At 55.1% G+C, this 14,979-nt stretch carries 16 protein-coding genes and 1 other annotated feature; of the genes, 2 read left to right on the top strand and 14 right to left on the bottom strand.

Annotation, left to right across the window (positions count from 1 at the left end):
- Positions 1–44 precede the first annotated feature (44 nt).
- Together ACOTZC_RS02840 and ACOTZC_RS02835 are read left to right on the top strand one after the other, a co-directional pair.
- Positions 45–1,436, top strand: a complete 1,392-nt coding sequence (locus tag ACOTZC_RS02840) for a GntP family permease (protein WP_023311304.1) — start codon at positions 45–47, stop codon at positions 1,434–1,436.
- Positions 1,437–1,446: 10 nt separating this feature from the next.
- A complete protein-coding gene (locus ACOTZC_RS02835; protein ID WP_039262084.1) occupies positions 1,447–2,217 on the top strand; it encodes a 3-hydroxybutyrate dehydrogenase in 771 nt (256 codons plus the stop codon).
- Positions 2,218–2,257: 40 nt separating this feature from the next.
- On the opposite strand, the gene selO is transcribed toward ACOTZC_RS02835, so the two are convergent.
- The 14 genes from selO to thrS form a co-directional block, all read right to left on the bottom strand.
- On the bottom strand, positions 2,258–3,700 hold the full coding sequence (gene selO, locus ACOTZC_RS02830) for a protein adenylyltransferase SelO (RefSeq protein ID WP_421635577.1): 1,443 nt from the start codon (positions 3,698–3,700) through the stop codon (positions 2,258–2,260).
- 61 nt (positions 3,701–3,761) lie between these two features.
- The gene (locus ACOTZC_RS02825; protein WP_032657851.1) at positions 3,762–4,478 is read right to left on the bottom strand and encodes an EAL domain-containing protein; all 717 of its coding nucleotides are present in this window, start codon (positions 4,476–4,478) and stop codon (positions 3,762–3,764) included.
- A gap of 294 nt (positions 4,479–4,772) precedes the next feature.
- Positions 4,773–5,237 carry a C40 family peptidase gene (locus tag ACOTZC_RS02820; RefSeq protein WP_023335377.1) on the bottom strand — a complete coding sequence of 155 codons (465 nt, stop codon included), beginning with the start codon at positions 5,235–5,237 and terminating at the stop codon, positions 4,773–4,775.
- A 74-nt stretch (positions 5,238–5,311) separates the two neighbouring features.
- The gene (btuD, locus tag ACOTZC_RS02815) at positions 5,312–6,067 is read right to left on the bottom strand and encodes a vitamin B12 ABC transporter ATP-binding protein BtuD (protein ID WP_163353704.1); all 756 of its coding nucleotides are present in this window, start codon (positions 6,065–6,067) and stop codon (positions 5,312–5,314) included.
- Positions 6,067–6,618 carry a glutathione peroxidase gene (locus ACOTZC_RS02810; RefSeq protein ID WP_023311298.1) on the bottom strand — a complete coding sequence of 184 codons (552 nt, stop codon included), beginning with the start codon at positions 6,616–6,618 and terminating at the stop codon, positions 6,067–6,069. The genes btuD and ACOTZC_RS02810 overlap by 1 nt, the downstream gene beginning before the upstream one ends.
- Positions 6,619–6,652: 34 nt before the next feature.
- Positions 6,653–7,633 (bottom strand): vitamin B12 ABC transporter permease BtuC, encoded by a 981-nt coding sequence (btuC, locus tag ACOTZC_RS02805; RefSeq protein ID WP_047174058.1) that lies wholly within the window; start codon positions 7,631–7,633, stop codon positions 6,653–6,655.
- A gap of 103 nt (positions 7,634–7,736) precedes the next feature.
- Positions 7,737–8,036 (bottom strand): integration host factor subunit alpha, encoded by a 300-nt coding sequence (gene ihfA, locus ACOTZC_RS02800; protein WP_003857805.1) that lies wholly within the window; start codon positions 8,034–8,036, stop codon positions 7,737–7,739.
- 4 nt (positions 8,037–8,040) lie between these two features.
- The gene (pheT, locus tag ACOTZC_RS02795; RefSeq protein ID WP_045353729.1) at positions 8,041–10,428 is read right to left on the bottom strand and encodes a phenylalanine--tRNA ligase subunit beta; all 2,388 of its coding nucleotides are present in this window, start codon (positions 10,426–10,428) and stop codon (positions 8,041–8,043) included.
- A gap of 15 nt (positions 10,429–10,443) precedes the next feature.
- A complete protein-coding gene (gene pheS, locus ACOTZC_RS02790; RefSeq protein WP_252019388.1) occupies positions 10,444–11,427 on the bottom strand; it encodes a phenylalanine--tRNA ligase subunit alpha in 984 nt (327 codons plus the stop codon).
- Positions 11,428–11,489: 62 nt separating this feature from the next.
- Positions 11,490–11,614, bottom strand: a sequence feature (Phe leader region).
- The gene (pheM, locus tag ACOTZC_RS02785) at positions 11,565–11,609 is read right to left on the bottom strand and encodes a pheST operon leader peptide PheM (protein WP_001386830.1); all 45 of its coding nucleotides are present in this window, start codon (positions 11,607–11,609) and stop codon (positions 11,565–11,567) included. (Overlaps the previous feature by 45 nt.)
- A 117-nt stretch (positions 11,615–11,731) precedes the next feature.
- A complete protein-coding gene (rplT, locus tag ACOTZC_RS02780) occupies positions 11,732–12,088 on the bottom strand; it encodes a 50S ribosomal protein L20 (protein WP_000124850.1) in 357 nt (118 codons plus the stop codon).
- A 51-nt stretch (positions 12,089–12,139) separates the two neighbouring features.
- Positions 12,140–12,337 carry a 50S ribosomal protein L35 gene (rpmI, locus tag ACOTZC_RS02775; protein WP_003030583.1) on the bottom strand — a complete coding sequence of 66 codons (198 nt, stop codon included), beginning with the start codon at positions 12,335–12,337 and terminating at the stop codon, positions 12,140–12,142.
- Positions 12,338–12,434: 97 nt separating this feature from the next.
- Positions 12,435–12,977 carry a translation initiation factor IF-3 gene (infC, locus tag ACOTZC_RS02770; protein ID WP_014069901.1) on the bottom strand — a complete coding sequence of 181 codons (543 nt, stop codon included), beginning with the start codon at positions 12,975–12,977 and terminating at the stop codon, positions 12,435–12,437.
- A gap of 3 nt (positions 12,978–12,980) precedes the next feature.
- Complete coding sequence (gene thrS / locus ACOTZC_RS02765; RefSeq protein WP_008500657.1) at positions 12,981–14,909, bottom strand: threonine--tRNA ligase; 1,929 nt, start codon at positions 14,907–14,909, stop codon at positions 12,981–12,983.
- Positions 14,910–14,979 lie beyond the last annotated feature (70 nt).

Here is a 14,979-nt window from a genome sequence, read left to right as displayed (position 1 = left end):
GCATCTCGTTGATACCCGAATAATAATTAAAGTGAGGATTCGTAATGAGTGTGTTAATTGCCCTGGCGGCGCTGGCGCTGCTGATGCTGGCGGCCTATCGCGGATACAGCGTTATTTTGTTTGCGCCGATTGCGGCGCTCGGCGCCGTGCTGCTGACCGATCCGGGTGCCGTCGGCCCGACGTTTACCGGTCTGTTTATGGAAAAAATGGTCGGCTTCGTCAAGCTCTACTTCCCGGTATTCCTGCTGGGGGCCGTTTTCGGCAAGCTGATTGAGCTTTCCGGTTTCTCACGCTCCATCGTCGCCGCGGCGATTCAGATCCTCGGTCGTCGCCACGCTATTCCGGTGATCGTCCTGGTGTGCGCGCTGTTAACCTACGGCGGCGTGTCGCTGTTCGTGGTGGCGTTTGCGGTTTACCCTTTTGCCGCGGAGCTGTTCCGCCAGAGCGGCATCCCTAAGCGGCTGATCCCGGCCACCGTGGCGCTGGGGGCGTTTTCGTTTACCATGGACGCCCTGCCCGGCACGCCGCAGATCCAGAATATCATCCCCACCAGCTTCTTTGGCACGAACGCCTGGGCAGCGCCGTGGCTGGGGCTTATCGGCTCTCTGTTTATTATCATCTTTGGCCTGCTCTGGCTGGAACGCCAGCGTCGTAAGGCGTTCAATAACAACGAAGGCTACGGCACGGATCTGAAAAATGAACCCGAGACGCCGGATAACATTAACCTCCCGCATCCGCTGATTGCTATCTCCCCGCTGCTTGTCGTGGGCATACTGAACCTGCTGTTTACCCGCTGGATCCCCGGCTGGTACGGCACGACCCACGAGCTGACTCTGCCAGGCCTGGCGAAACCTATTGTGACCGAGGTGGGCAAGATCACCGCCATCTGGGCCGTCGAGGCGGCGCTGATCTCCGGTATCGTGCTGGTGCTGATTTTTGGCTTTCGCAATATCCGGGGGCGTCTGGCTGAAGGCAGCCGGACCGCGGTGAGCGGTGCCATTCTGGCGGCGATGAATACCGCCTCGGAATACGGTTTCGGCGCGGTTATCGCCGCCCTGCCCGGGTTCCTGGTGTTATCCAAAGCGCTGGCGGCCATCCCGAATCCGCTGCTGAATGAAGCCATCAGCGTGACGGTGCTTGCGGGGATCACCGGCTCGGCGTCCGGCGGGATGAGTATTGCCCTCGCCGCCATGTCCGACTCGTTTGTCGCCGCCGCCCACGCCGCCAATATCCCTCTTGAGGTGCTGCACCGCGTGGCCTCGATGGCGAGCGGCGGGATGGATACGCTGCCCCATAACGGCGCGGTGATTACCCTGCTGGCGATTACCGGCCTGAGCCATCGTCAGGCCTACGGCGGCATTTTCGCTATCACCCTCATTAAAAGTCTGGCAGTGCTTTTTGTCATTGCCGTGTTCTATCTGACCGGCATTGTGTAAGGAGAGAAAGATGAATCTGAACGGTAAGACCGCGCTGGTGACGGGCTCGACCAGCGGCATTGGACTTGGGATCGCCCGCGTGCTGGCGAAGGCCGGGGCGCAGCTGATCCTCAACGGTTTCGGCGACAGCGAATCAGCAAGAGAAGAGATTGCGCAGCTGGGCAAAAAGCCGGGCTATCACGATGCGGACCTGCGTGACGTGCTGCAAATTGAAGCCATGATGCGCTACGCCGAATCGCAGTTTGGCGGCGTGGACATTCTTGTCAACAACGCCGGGATACAGCATGTCGCCCCGGTTGATGCGTTTCCGGTGGAGAAATGGAACGACATTATCGCCATTAATCTCTCGTCGGTGTTTCACACCAGCCGGCTGGCGCTGCCCGCCATGCGCGAGAAAAACTGGGGGCGCATCATCAATATCGCCTCCGTTCACGGGCTGGTCGCGTCAAAAGAGAAGTCAGCCTACGTGGCCGCCAAGCATGGCGTAGTGGGCTTTACGAAATCGCTGGCGCTGGAAACCGCCCGCACCGGTATTACCGCCAACACCATCTGCCCCGGCTGGGTGCTGACGCCGCTGGTGCAACAGCAAATCGACCAGCGTATCGCTGAGGGCGTCCCGCCGGAGCAGGCTCGCGATAGGCTTCTGGCAGAGAAACAGCCTTCGGGCGAGTTTGTCACCCCGGAGCAGCTGGGTGAACTGGCGCTGTTTTTGTGCAGCGAGGGCGCCGTGAACGTTCGCGGCGCCGCGTGGAATATGGATGGCGGCTGGGTTGCGCAGTAATTTTTGCCGGGTAAGGCGACGCCGCCACCCGGCAAAATCTCTAACTTGAGCAGCTGACCTCCAGCCGCTTGCCCCAGTCAGGCGGGCGGCTGACGTAGTCATCATCCCGGTCGGCAAACGGCGTGCGCAGCGCCACATGCAGGCGGTGTAGCTCGTCGTATTCACCCTGCTCTGCCTGTTCAATCGCCCGCTGCGCCAGCCAGTTGCGCAACACCATCGCTGGATTCGTCGCGTTCATCTGCGTCTGGCGAGTGGCGTCATCCACCTGTTCCTGCCGCAGCCGCGCGCGGTACGATGCAAACCAGTCGTCAAACGCCTGTCTGTCAATAAACTCATCGCGCAGCGGCGAGGCGGCGCTGTGCTGCTCCGTCTGTCCTAGCATCCGGAAGGTGCGGGTATAATCGCTGCCCTCACGCGCCATGAGGGCAAACAGACCGTTGAGGATGTCGTTATCGCCCCTCTCCTGCGTCACCAGCCCCAGCTTGTTGCGCATCAGCGTGCCGTATTCTCGCTGCAATATGTCCTGATAGCTGTCGAGCGCATCATTAAGGGCATCTACGTCGATGAACGGCGACAGGGTTTGCGCAAGCCGCTGCAGGTTCCACAGGCCAACCGCGGGCTGATTGTCAAAGCTGTAGCGTCCCTGATAGTCGGAGTGGTTGCAGATATAGCCAGGCTGATAATCGTCCAGGAAACCAAACGGACCGTAATCAAAGGTCAGCCCGAGGATCGACATGTTGTCCGTATTCATGACGCCATGCGCAAAGCCCACCGTTTGCCAGCGGGCAATCAGGCTCGCGGTACGAGCAACCACATCCCTGAACCAGAGAACGTATTTATCCGCCTCGTCCTGCAAATGCGCCCAGTGGTGACGAATGGCAAAGTCAGCCAGCTGGCGCACCTTTTCCGGCTCGCGGCGATAGTAAAAGTGCTCAAAATGACCAAAGCGCAAATGGCTTTGCGCAATACGCATCAGCATCGCCCCTTTTTCCACCGTTTCGCGCGCTACCGGCGTATCGCTGGTGACAATCGACAGCGCGCGCGTAGTGGGAATCCCCAGGGCATGCATCGCTTCGGACGCCAGGCACTCGCGAATCGTTGAACGCAGTACCGCGCGTCCGTCGCCCATTCGCGACCAGGGAGTAAGGCCCGCGCCTTTCAGGTGCCAGTCAACCGTTCCCCCGTTAGGAAGCCGTTGTTCGCCGAGCAGGATCCCCCTGCCGTCGCCCAGCTGTCCCGCCCAGACGCCAAACTGATGTCCGCTATAAACCTGGGCCAGAGGCTGCATACCGGCGAGAAGCGTTTCACCGCCCCAGACGCCTGCGCCTTTTGAAGGCTGAAACAGCTCAGGCGGAATGGCCAGCTCTTCTGCCAGCAAATCGTTATGCCAGATAAGGCGTGAATTTTGTAACGGTGTTGGTTTGAGTGCGGTGTAAAAGCCAGGCAACTCGTCATGCCAGTGAGCAGTAAAAGACAGGGTCATAAGTCCTCCTGCTTTTAGTGTAGAGGGTTTACCCGGACTTAAACACGGGCGAAAGCAAGGGTTATCGCTGCTGAACCAGCGATGTAACGTGCTCCGCAGAGACGGCTGGCCAGAGTGCGCCCTGCATGGCGCCAAAATTGAAGGATAAAACGCGTTGCAACAGGCCGTGGTCGTCAATGCCCGAGACGATCACTGACTGGCAGTGCGGTGTGATTTGCCAGAGGATGGCGCGCATAAAAGGCTCAAAAGAGAGCTCCGGTGCGCGCTGCTGAATGAATCCTTTATCGAGGATAACCCGTTTAAATAATCCATCATAGACCGCTTTGAGCGAGGCGGCGCCTGCGCCAAAGTTTGCCAGCACCAACGGGAAATGGATTGCCATTCTCGCCAGCTGCAGATCGTCCTTGCCGTTATTTAAACCTGGATAATTCTCATTAACAGTAAACTCAAGAAACGGATAACGCTCAAGAATTGAAACAGCGTTTCCATTACTTAATAAAAATTCAACTATTGCAGGTGTAATATTGATCCATGCAATTAACTGATGCTGAATAAAAAACAGTTTACAGGTATCAAGCAATTGCAATTTTTCGTTAAACAGCACTAACTCTTCAGCTGCTGAAAGCCGAGGGATAACAAGCTCAGTGGGGATCCGCACATCGCTGCCGACGCCAGTAAAGTTAACCAGAACCTCTAAACCTTTAAGCTCCCCTGCGCTATTACGAGCGGGCAGAAGCAGCAGTTCAGACTGGTAAGCATTATCTAGCGTAATAATCATTGCACTCGCTCCACATTAAAGATGAGAGAGGACATCCTGGAGCAATTGCCGACACAATTCCACTGTCTTGATTTTAATAAGATTAATTTCATTAGTTCCGTATTTATTTTCAGATTTATCCCTGAATCTAAAATAATTTTATCCTGGTTGCCGAATAATAGCCAGTTTTAGATAAAACAGACACATGCAGGATTTGCTAATTTTAGATAAATTTAACTTTAAGCATCTTATTTGAGAAAAAACGGCATGATTTATTAGATACCATGCCGTCATAAGAGAAGTGTCTGACAAAGACTATATACGTCGAGCCTGCCAGAAATTTTTACGCCAGTAAACATTATCTAGAGAAGAGCGCATCACGCCGCGGCTTGTCGAGGCGTGAATGAACTGATTGTCTGTATCATATATCCCCACATGAAGACCGCTTTCACCCGATCCGGTTTTGAAGAAAACCAGGTCCCCGGGCAGAAGATCGTCTTTATCAATTTCAGTGCCAATTTCGGCCTGCTTGCGCGTTTCGCGCGGAAGCTGTAAATCAAACTTGTCGCGGAACGTCATCAGAACGAAGCCGGAGCAATCCACGCCGCCGCGGCTCATGCCGCCGTAGCGATAAGGCGTACCGCGCCAGTTGCTCAGCTGATCGTTAAGGCTGGCAATGACGGTGATCGAATCTGAAAGCCGTGGGTTAGGCGGCGGCGCACGATGGCTACTGCATCCCGCAAGAAAAAGTGTGGCCATCAGGAGAAACCAGAATCGCATTTTCAGACGAATCCTCTGCTTTTTTTGTTCTTTTCGTAATTTAGCGTGCAATTGTGCTAAGAGGCAAGAAACGGTTACTTCTGCCCGGTAGAAATCAGCATCTTATGTCCCTCAATATCCAGCCTGCGGAACGACATGTTGTACGCGCGGGCAAGATGGGGCGGCGTAAGCACCCGATCCCGCGCGCCGCTGGCGATCATCTTTCCCTGCGACAGCAGCCACACCCGGTGGGCATGACGCAGGGTGTGGTTGAGGTCATGACTGCTCATCACCACGGCGATACCTTTTCGTCTCAGGGTGCTTAACAGCGTATCCAGTGCCGCCTGCTGCGCCACGTCCAGACCGCTCATGGGTTCATCGAGAAGCAGCATTCGCCCGTGAGGATTACCTGCCGGGTGGATCTGAAGAATGACCGCCGCCAGACGTACCCGCTGCCACTCTCCGCCGGAAAGCTGGCTGGCATGCCGGGACAGTTTATCTTCCAGCCCCAGGGCCGCGGCAACGTCCGTCAGCAGTGCCGTCTGTTGTTTGTCGTGCAAATGCAGCATCAGATAGTGCCAGACCGGCATCGCAAAGGGCGGCACCTGCTGCTGCACGAGGTAACTGCGCCGATGCGCCAGCGAGACCGGTGACCAGTCGGCGAGCGTATGCTCCAGCAGCGTTATCTGCCCTTCTCCGTCGGTCATGCCTGCCATCCGTGCCAGCAGCGTGCTCTTCCCTGCTCCGTTTGGCCCGACAAGATGCAGAATTTCTCCCGCATTGATGGTACCGGTTATCGGCTCCAGACGTCCCCTCTCGGCAACGTCCGTGAGTTGCATCAGCAACGACATTATTTCGCCAGCGCCAGCTTGATCGATTCCATAACGATCGGATCCTCAGGGGTCATATCCGGCGAAAAACGCTGAACGACCTGGCCGTCGCGGCCAATCAGGAATTTTTCAAAATTCCACAGGATATCGTCCGGGTAAAGCGGCGCGCGGCCTTTGCTGGCCATGCGTTCATAAAAACCGCTTCCTTCCGGCGCAACGGCCTTCGGCGCGGCAGCGATCAGCTTCGCATACAGCGGATGGCGGTCTTCGCCGTTGACATCGATTTTGCTGAACATCGGGAACGTCACGCCATAGGTAGTGCTGCAGAAGGTTTTAATCTCCTCTTCGCTGCCCGGCTCCTGCCCCAGGAACTGATTGCACGGGAAGCCCAGCACGGTGAAACCGTCTTTCTCCCAGGCCTTCTGAATGTTTTCCAGCTGCTCGTACTGCGGCGTCAGGCCACATTTCGATGCCACGTTGACGATAAGCAGCACGTTGCCTTTGTAGCCTTCCAGCGTGGTGTTATCGCCATCAATGGTGGTCACTTCAGTATTCAGGATATCTGACTGCATAGCATTCCCTCAGGTTGTCTTACGGCTTGTTGATTTAACGTCCAGCTTTTAATAGTAGCCAGATAAACACCGGCGCGCCCAGCGTAGCGGTCACCACGCCAATCGGCAGCTCTGCGGCCGTCAGGGCAAGCCGGGCGATGATATCGGCCACCAGCAGCGTGACGGCCCCGGCAACCGCCGAGGCCGGAAGCAGGGTCCGATGGTCCGTGAGGCCACACAGGCGCAGCATGTGCGGAATAACCAGCCCGATGAAGCCGATCGCGCCCGCCAGAGCCACGCTGACGCCGACCAGCCAGCCAATGGCTATTACCAGCACATTACGCCAGAACCCAATCGGCATGCCGAGCTGGCGGGCAGAGGTTTCACCCAGCGCGAGCATATTCAGCGGCTGCGCCTGCAGGGTAGCCCACACGATAACCGGTACCAGCAGCACCATCAGCCAGCCCTGGTGCCAGTCAACGCCTCCAAAACCGCCCATCATCCAGTACATCAGCTGACGCAGGTCAAAGGATGTTGAGAAGTAGACCGCCCAGGTCATCAGCGCGCTGCAGATAATCCCCAGCGCCACGCCGGCAAGCAGCAGACGGCTGGTCGATAAGTGCCGTCTGGCGAAACGAAGAAGGATCGCGGTGATCAGCAGCGCGCCGAGGATAGCGCTCAGGCTAATACTCCATCCGGAGAGTTCACCTCCGCCGAGCATTACCGCCGCAATCAGGCCTACGCCTGCGCCGTTTGACACGCCGAGCAGCCCGGGCTCCGCCAGAGGGTTATCAAACAACGCCTGCATTATGGTACCGCACAGCGCCAGCGCGGCGCCGACCAAAACCACCGCGACGGTGCGCGGCATGCGAATTTGCCAGACGAAGAGCTGCCCGTCCGGCCCCCACCAGCTTTCAGGCCCGATCCATCTGTCGCCCGCGCAGAGGCTTACGCCTGCGGCGACAATGAGCAACAGCACCAGCAAAAACAGGCGACGCTTATCGGAACAGTGCTGGCGATGGGCATAATCAAGCATGTGTACGGTTTTAGTAGCGTGAGATGTAATTGATTTTACGGCGGGTTTGCCGGAGAGCGCAAAGAAAAAAGGCCGCGTGGGCGGCCTTTTTAGTTAGTTCATATTACTCTGCTTTGGGCGTTGCGTTTTCGACACGGCTTTTTAACTTCTGGCCGGGTCTGAAGGTCACCACGCGGCGGGCTGTAATGGGAATATCTTCCCCCGTCTTCGGGTTGCGGCCCGGACGTTGGTTTTTGTCTCGCAAATCAAAATTGCCAAAACCGGAGAGTTTTACCTGCTCACCATTTTCCAGAGCACGACGGATCTCTTCGAAAAACAGCTCTACCAGCTCTTTGGCATCCCGTTTGCTAAGCCCAAGCTTATCAAACAGATATTCTGACATTTCAGCTTTTGTAAGCGCCATAGGTTCAATCCCTCAATGATGCCTGGAATCGCTCTTTTAATGCCTCTACACATTTGGCGACGGTAGCGGCAATCTCCTCTTCTTCGAGTGTACGGCTGGTATCCTGAAGGATAAGGCTAATAGCAAGGCTCTTGAAACCTTCTGCTACGCCCTTGCCGCGGTACACGTCAAATAAGTTTACGCCAACTACCTGATTTACGCCAACTTTCTTACATTCGGCCAAAATATCTGCTGCAGGCACATTTTCCGCGACCACAACCGCGATATCACGGCGGTTTGCCGGGAAGCGGGAGACGTCCTGAGCCTGAGGAATAACGCGGTCAGCCACCGGGTTCCATTCCAGCTCGAACACGATGGTACGGCCGTTCAGGTCCAGCTTACGCTCCAGCTCAGGGTGAACAACCCCAATAAAACCAACGCGTTTGCCGTCTAAATAGATAGCTGCGCTCTGGCCAGGATGCAGGGCCGGGATAGCTTCTGCGCGGAATTCAATTTCAGATAATTTACCGGTCAGATCCAGAATCGCTTCCAGATCGCCCTTCATATCGTAGAAATCAACCGTGCCTTTTGCCAGGTCCCAGTGCTCTTCATAGCGGTTGCCGCTGATGGCGCCAGCCAGCATGAGATCCTGACGGATGCCTAAATTTGCCTGATTATCCGGTACAAAGCGCAAACCGCTTTCGAAAATTCGCACGCGGTTTTGCTGGCGATTCTGGTTATAAACGACAGTGCCCAGCAGGCCCGTCCACAGAGACAGACGCATCGCGGACATTTCGCTGGAGATTGGGCTTGGCAGGATCAGCGCCTCCTGACCCGGGTGGATCAGCTGCTGCAGCTTTGGATCAACGAAGCTGTAGGTGATCACTTCCTGGTAGCCTTTGTCGTTCAGCATGGTTTTCACACGCTTCAGAGACAGGTCGGCTTCACGGTGGGTGCCCATTACCAGACCCGCCTGGACAGGCTCGTCAGGGATGTTGTTGTAGCCGTAAACGCGGGCCACTTCTTCCACCAGATCTTCTTCAATTTCCATGTCGAAACGCCATGATGGCGCAACGGCTTTCCACTCGTCCTGCCCTTCGGTTACTTCACAGCCCAGACGTTTCAGGATGTCGGTTACCTGCGCATCGGCAACGTGGTGGCCAATCAGGCGATCCAGCTTGCTGCGGCGCAGGGTGATGGTCGCACGCTTCGGCAGCGTTGCTTCGTTGGTGACGTCGATAACCGGGCCCGCTTCACCGCCGCAGATGTCGATCAGCAGGCGGGTCGCACGTTCCATCGCTTTATACTGCAGAGCAGGGTCAACGCCGCGCTCGTAGCGGTGAGAGGCATCGGTATGCAGGCCGTGACGGCGTGCGCGACCGGTGATGGAGAGCGGGCTGAAGAACGCGCATTCCAGCAGGACGTTTTGCGTCTCGTCGTTGACGCCTGAGTGCTCGCCACCGAAGATACCGCCCATTGCCAGCGCTTTGCTGTGGTCCGCAATCACCAGGGTGTCGGCGTTCAGTTTGGCTTCGCTGCCGTCCAGCAGAACCAGGGTTTCGCCCTCTTTCGCCATGCGCACAACGATGCCGCCGTCGATACGGTCTTTATCGAACGCGTGCATTGGCTGGCCCAGCTCCAGCAGAACGTAGTTGGTCACGTCGACCACTGCGTCGATAGAGCGAATACCGCAGCGGCGCAGCTTCTCTTTCATCCACAGCGGAGTTGGCGCTTTCACGTTGATGCCTTTCACCACGCGACCGAGGTAGCGCGGGCAAGCATCCGCAGCGTCAACCTGAATAGGCAGCACGTCACTGATGGTCGCTTCAACCGGCGCGATTTCCGGCGCGTTCAGTTCGGTCTGGTTCAGCACGGCCACGTCGCGCGCCACGCCGATGATACCTAAGCAGTCGGCACGGTTTGGCGTGACGCTGATTTCAATGGTGTTGTCATCAAGCTTCAGGTATTCACGGATATCGGTGCCGATTGGCGCATCCAGCGGCAGCTCAATGATGCCGTTATGATCGTCGGAAATACCCAGCTCGGAGAAGGAGCACAGCATGCCTTCAGACGGCTCGCCGCGCAGCTTAGCCGCTTTAATTTTGAAATCGCCCGGCAGCACTGCGCCGACGGTCGCCACGGCCACCTTCAGGCCCTGACGGCAGTTTGGCGCACCGCAGACGATATCCAGCAGACGGTCACCGCCCACGTTTACTTTTGTTACGCGCAGTTTGTCAGCGTTAGGGTGCTGGCCGCACTCTACCACTTCGCCGACGACCACGCCGTTGAAGGCTCCGGAAACCGGCTCAACACCGTCCACTTCCAGACCCGCCATGGTGATCTGGTTAGAAAGCGCGTCGCTGTCCAGCGTGGTGTTCACCCACTCGCGTAACCACAGTTCACTGAATTTCATTGTTCTGTCCTGCCCTTATTTAAACTGTTTGAGGAAACGCAGATCGTTTTCGAAGAATGCACGTAAGTCGGTCACGCCGTAGCGCAGCATAGTCAGGCGCTCCATGCCCATGCCGAAGGCAAAGCCGGAGTAAACTTCCGGATCGATACCCACGTTGCGCAGCACGTTTGGATGCACCATGCCGCAGCCCAGCACTTCCAGCCATTTGCCGTTTTTACCCATCACGTCAACTTCCGCAGACGGTTCGGTAAACGGGAAGTAGGACGGGCGGAAACGAACCTGCAGATCTTCCTCAAAGAAGTTGTTCAGGAAATCGTGCAGCGTGCCCTTCAGGTTGGTGAAGCTGATGTTTTTATCAACAATCAGACCTTCCATCTGGTGGAACATTGGGGTGTGGGTCTGATCGTAGTCGTTACGATAGACGCGGCCCGGCGCGATAATACGGATTGGCGGCTCCAGCTCCTTCATGGTACGGATCTGAACGCCGGAGGTCTGAGTACGCAGCAGACGCGTAGCGTCGAACCAGAAAGTGTCGTGGTCAGCGCGTGCCGGATGATGGCCAGGAATGTTCAGGGCGTCGAAGTTATGGTAATCATCTTCGATTTCCGGGCCAGTCGCCACGGTAAAGCCGAGCTCACCGAAGAAACTTTCAATGCGATCGATGGTGCGGGTAACCGGATGCAGACCACCGTTTTCGATACGGCGACCCGGCAGAGAAACGTCGATCGTCTCTGCGGCCAGACGCGCATTCAGCACCGCGCTTTCCAGCTCGGCTTTGCGCGCGTTCAGCGCCTGCTGTACCTGCTCTTTGGCTTCGTTAATCACCGCACCCGCTGCCGGGCGTTCTTCTGCCGGCAGCTCACGCAGGGTTGTCATCTGAAGGGTCAGGTGCCCTTTCTTCCCAAGATATTCGACGCGGACATTGTCTAACGCGGCAACATCTGAGGCCTGATTAATGGCGGCTGTTGCACTGGCAACCAGCTCTGCGAGATGTGACATGATTTTCCTCATTATGTCGGTGCAGACACCGATTTGGTGGAGTTATTCTCTCAAATTCAGGCACAAAAAAAGCCTCCATCGGGAGGCTTATCTGGCGCTGTTTTTCGTTTCATCTTTCACGCGCTAGCCTCCTGAAATCAGGTGCTAAAGTAAAAGAAGAAGCGGAAAATAGCAGCATTCATGCTTGCGTTACCTTGTCTGGTAAAAACCGTTAAGACCTTATTGAAAAGCCTGGACGGATAAATGTCAATCTTCTGATGGTGTTAAATGAAAAGAGGGAGCAAAGCCCCCTCTTTCAACTGGCTTATGCCAGTGCTGCTTTCGCTTTTTCGACCAGAGCGGTGAACGCTACTTTGTCGAATACTGCGATGTCAGCCAGGATCTTACGGTCGATTTCAACAGAAGCTTTTTTCAGGCCGTTGATGAATTTGCTGTAAGAAATACCGTTCTGACGTGCTGCTGCGTTGATACGCGCAATCCACAGTTGACGGAACTGACGCTTACGCTGACGACGGTCACGGTAAGCGTACTGACCTGCTTTGATAACAGCCTGGAAGGCAACGCGGTAAACGCGTGAACGCGCACCGTAGTAGCCTTTAGCTTGTTTCAAAATTTTCTTGTGACGTGCACGTGCAATTACACCACGTTTTACGCGAGCCATATGTGCTCTCCTGTATCTATATTCTTAGTAAAAAAATTAAACGTTAACGGCTTATGCGTACGGCAGGCACGCGATAACCAGACCCAGATCGCCTTTAGAAACGAGGCCTTTTGGACGCAGGTGACGTTTACGCTTAGTAGATTTTTTGGTCAGAATATGACGCAGGTTTGCGTGCTTACGCTTAAATCCACCACCACCGGTTTTTTTGAAGCGCTTAGCAGCACCGCGTACGGTCTTAATTTTTGGCATCTTAATAACTTCCACTTCGCATTGTTAAATAAACGAAACATAGGCGAACAAAACCTATGAAACCCGAAGGCTCCACAGATTTTGCTGCTTGAAGGCCTTACTGTTTCTTCTTAGGAGCGAGCACCATGATCATCTGGCGGCCTTCGATCTTCGTAGGGAAGGATTCGACTACTGCCAGTTCACTCAGATCGTCACGGACGCGGTTAAGCACTTCCATACCAATCTGTTGGTGGGCCATCTCACGACCGCGGAAACGCAGTGTGATCTTGGCCTTATCGCCATCTTCCAGAAAGCGAATCAGGCTGCGGAGTTTTACCTGATAATCGCCATCGTCGGTACCAGGACGGAATTTGATTTCCTTAACCTGGATAACTTTTTGCTTCTTCTTCTGTTCCTTAGAAGACTTACTCTTTTCATAAAGGAACTTGCCGTAGTCCATGATACGACAAACTGGCGGTTCGGCGTTAGGGCTGATTTCAACTAAATCTACTCCAGCTTCTTCAGCTTTTTCGATCGCTTCTCTCAGACTCACAATCCCCAGTGGTTCACCTTCAAGATCTGTTAAGCGAACTTCCTGGGCGCGAATCTCGCCATTGATACGATTCGGACGTGCCGTTTGAACTCGTTTTCCGCCTTTAATACCTTATTCCTCCAGTTGTTGAAGACTGCGGCTGCGAATCTCTTGTTGCAGCTTCTCAATCACTTCACTTACGTCCAGGCTGCCCAGGTCTTTACCACGGCGGGTGCGAACGGCGACTTTGCCTGCTTCCACCTCTTTATCACCACAGACCAACATATACGGGACACGACGTAAAGTGTGCTCGCGGATTTTAAAGCCAATCTTCTCATTTCTCAAGTCTGCTTTTACGCGAATGCCCGCATTTTGTAGTTTCTGCGTCAATTCTTTAACGTAATCCGCCTGAGAATCGGTAATGTTCATCACCACGACCTGCACTGGCGCAAGCCAGGTTGGGAAGAAGCCAGCAAACTCTTCGGTCAGGATGCCGATGAAGCGCTCCAGAGAACCGAGAATTGCACGGTGAATCATTACCGGTACCTGACGCTCGTTGTCTTCGCCAACATAAGAGGCGCTTAAACGCTGCGGCAGGGAGAAGTCCAGCTGTACAGTACCGCACTGCCATGCGCGATCGAGGCAGTCATACAGGGTAAATTCAATTTTCGGACCGTAGAATGCGCCCTCGCCCAGCTGGTATTCGAACGGAATGCCGTTCTCTTCCAGCGCCACGGCGAGATCCGCTTCTGCGCGATCCCATGTCTCATCGCTACCGATACGTTTTTCCGGACGCGTTGAGAGTTTGACGACGATCTTCTCGAAGCCAAAGGTGCTGTACATATCGTAGACCATACGAATACAGGCGTTAACTTCGTCACGAACCTGATCTTCAGTACAGAAGATATGCGCATCATCCTGAGTAAAGCCACGAACACGCATCAGACCGTGCAGCGCACCTGATGGCTCGTTACGGTGGCAGCTACCGAACTCCGCCATACGCAGCGGCAGGTCACGGTAGGATTTCAGACCCTGGTTGAAGATCTGAACGTGGCCCGGGCAGTTCATTGGCTTGATGCAGTATTCACGGTTCTCAGACGAGGTGGTGAACATCGCATCTTTGTAGTTGTCCCAGTGGCCGGTTTTTTCCCACAGCACACGGTCCATCATGAACGGGCCTTTCACTTCCTGATACTGGTACTCTTTCAGCTTGGAGCGTACGAAAGTTTCCAGTTCACGGAAGATAGTCCAGCCGTCGTTATGCCAGAACACCATACCCGGCGCTTCTTCCTGCATGTGGTACAGGTCAAGCTGCTTACCGATTTTACGGTGGTCACGCTTCGCCGCCTCTTCCAGGCGCAGCAGGTATGCGTTCAGGGCTTTTTTATCAGCCCACGCGGTACCATAAATACGCTGCAACATCTTGTTGTTGCTGTCGCCACGCCAGTAGGCGCCCGCGATCTTCATCAGCTTAAAGTGATGACAGAAGCGCATGTTCGGCACGTGCGGTCCACGGCACATGTCGACGTATTCTTCGTGATGGTACAAGCCAGGCTTGTCATCATGCGAAATGTTTTCGTCAAGAATAGAGACTTTATAGCTCTCGCCGCGCTTCACGAAGGTTTCACGCGCTTCGTGCCAGCTGACTTTCTTCTTGATGACGTCATAGTTCGTTTCGGCGAGCTCGTGCATGCGTTTTTCGAGCGCGTCGATATCTTCCTGAGTCAGGGTGTGGTCAAGGTCAACGTCATAGTAGAAACCGTTGTCGATAACCGGACCGATCGCCATTTTGGTGTTTGGCCACAGCTGTTTGATGGCATGGCCTAACAGGTGCGCGCAGGAGTGACGAATGATCTCCAGACCTTCTTCGTCTTTCGCGGTGATGATTGCAAGCGTCGCATCGTTTTCGATCAGATCGGAAGCATCCACCAGCTCACCGTTAACGCGGCCAGCGATAGTCGCTTTCGCGAGACCAGGACCAATGTCCAGGGCTACATCCATTGGGCTAACAGCACGGTCGAAATGGCGTTGGCTGCCATCAGGAAGAGTAATTACAGGCATTTTATATCCTTATTTGCAGTGATGCCCCACACATAAGAGCATATACAAAGAAAATAATCGTGATTTGACA

This window comes from Enterobacter cloacae complex sp. SHL009 (assembly GCF_049237205.1).
Lineage (GTDB): Bacteria > Pseudomonadota > Gammaproteobacteria > Enterobacterales > Enterobacteriaceae > Enterobacter > Enterobacter cloacae_M.
The sequence above is the reverse complement of the archived record's forward strand: the minus strand, read 5'-3'. Positions and strand labels throughout refer to the sequence as shown.

Coding starts and splice junctions, on each gene's coding strand:
- ACOTZC_RS02840 (WP_023311304.1), top strand. CDS start 45: ATGAGTGTGTTAATTGCCCTGGCGGCGCTGGCGCTGCTGATGCTGGCG.
- ACOTZC_RS02835 (WP_039262084.1), top strand. CDS start 1,447: ATGAATCTGAACGGTAAGACCGCGCTGGTGACGGGCTCGACCAGCGGC.
- selO (WP_421635577.1), bottom strand. CDS start 3,700: ATGACCCTGTCTTTTACTGCTCACTGGCATGACGAGTTGCCTGGCTTT.
- ACOTZC_RS02825 (WP_032657851.1), bottom strand. CDS start 4,478: ATGATTATTACGCTAGATAATGCTTACCAGTCTGAACTGCTGCTTCTG.
- ACOTZC_RS02820 (WP_023335377.1), bottom strand. CDS start 5,237: ATGCGATTCTGGTTTCTCCTGATGGCCACACTTTTTCTTGCGGGATGC.
- btuD (WP_163353704.1), bottom strand. CDS start 6,067: ATGTCGTTGCTGATGCAACTCACGGACGTTGCCGAGAGGGGACGTCTG.
- ACOTZC_RS02810 (WP_023311298.1), bottom strand. CDS start 6,618: ATGCAGTCAGATATCCTGAATACTGAAGTGACCACCATTGATGGCGAT.
- btuC (WP_047174058.1), bottom strand. CDS start 7,633: ATGCTTGATTATGCCCATCGCCAGCACTGTTCCGATAAGCGTCGCCTG.
- ihfA (WP_003857805.1), bottom strand. CDS start 8,036: ATGGCGCTTACAAAAGCTGAAATGTCAGAATATCTGTTTGATAAGCTT.
- pheT (WP_045353729.1), bottom strand. CDS start 10,428: ATGAAATTCAGTGAACTGTGGTTACGCGAGTGGGTGAACACCACGCTG.
- pheS (WP_252019388.1), bottom strand. CDS start 11,427: ATGTCACATCTCGCAGAGCTGGTTGCCAGTGCAACAGCCGCCATTAAT.
- rplT (WP_000124850.1), bottom strand. CDS start 12,088: ATGGCTCGCGTAAAACGTGGTGTAATTGCACGTGCACGTCACAAGAAA.
- rpmI (WP_003030583.1), bottom strand. CDS start 12,337: ATGCCAAAAATTAAGACCGTACGCGGTGCTGCTAAGCGCTTCAAAAAA.
- thrS (WP_008500657.1), bottom strand. CDS start 14,909: ATGCCTGTAATTACTCTTCCTGATGGCAGCCAACGCCATTTCGACCGT.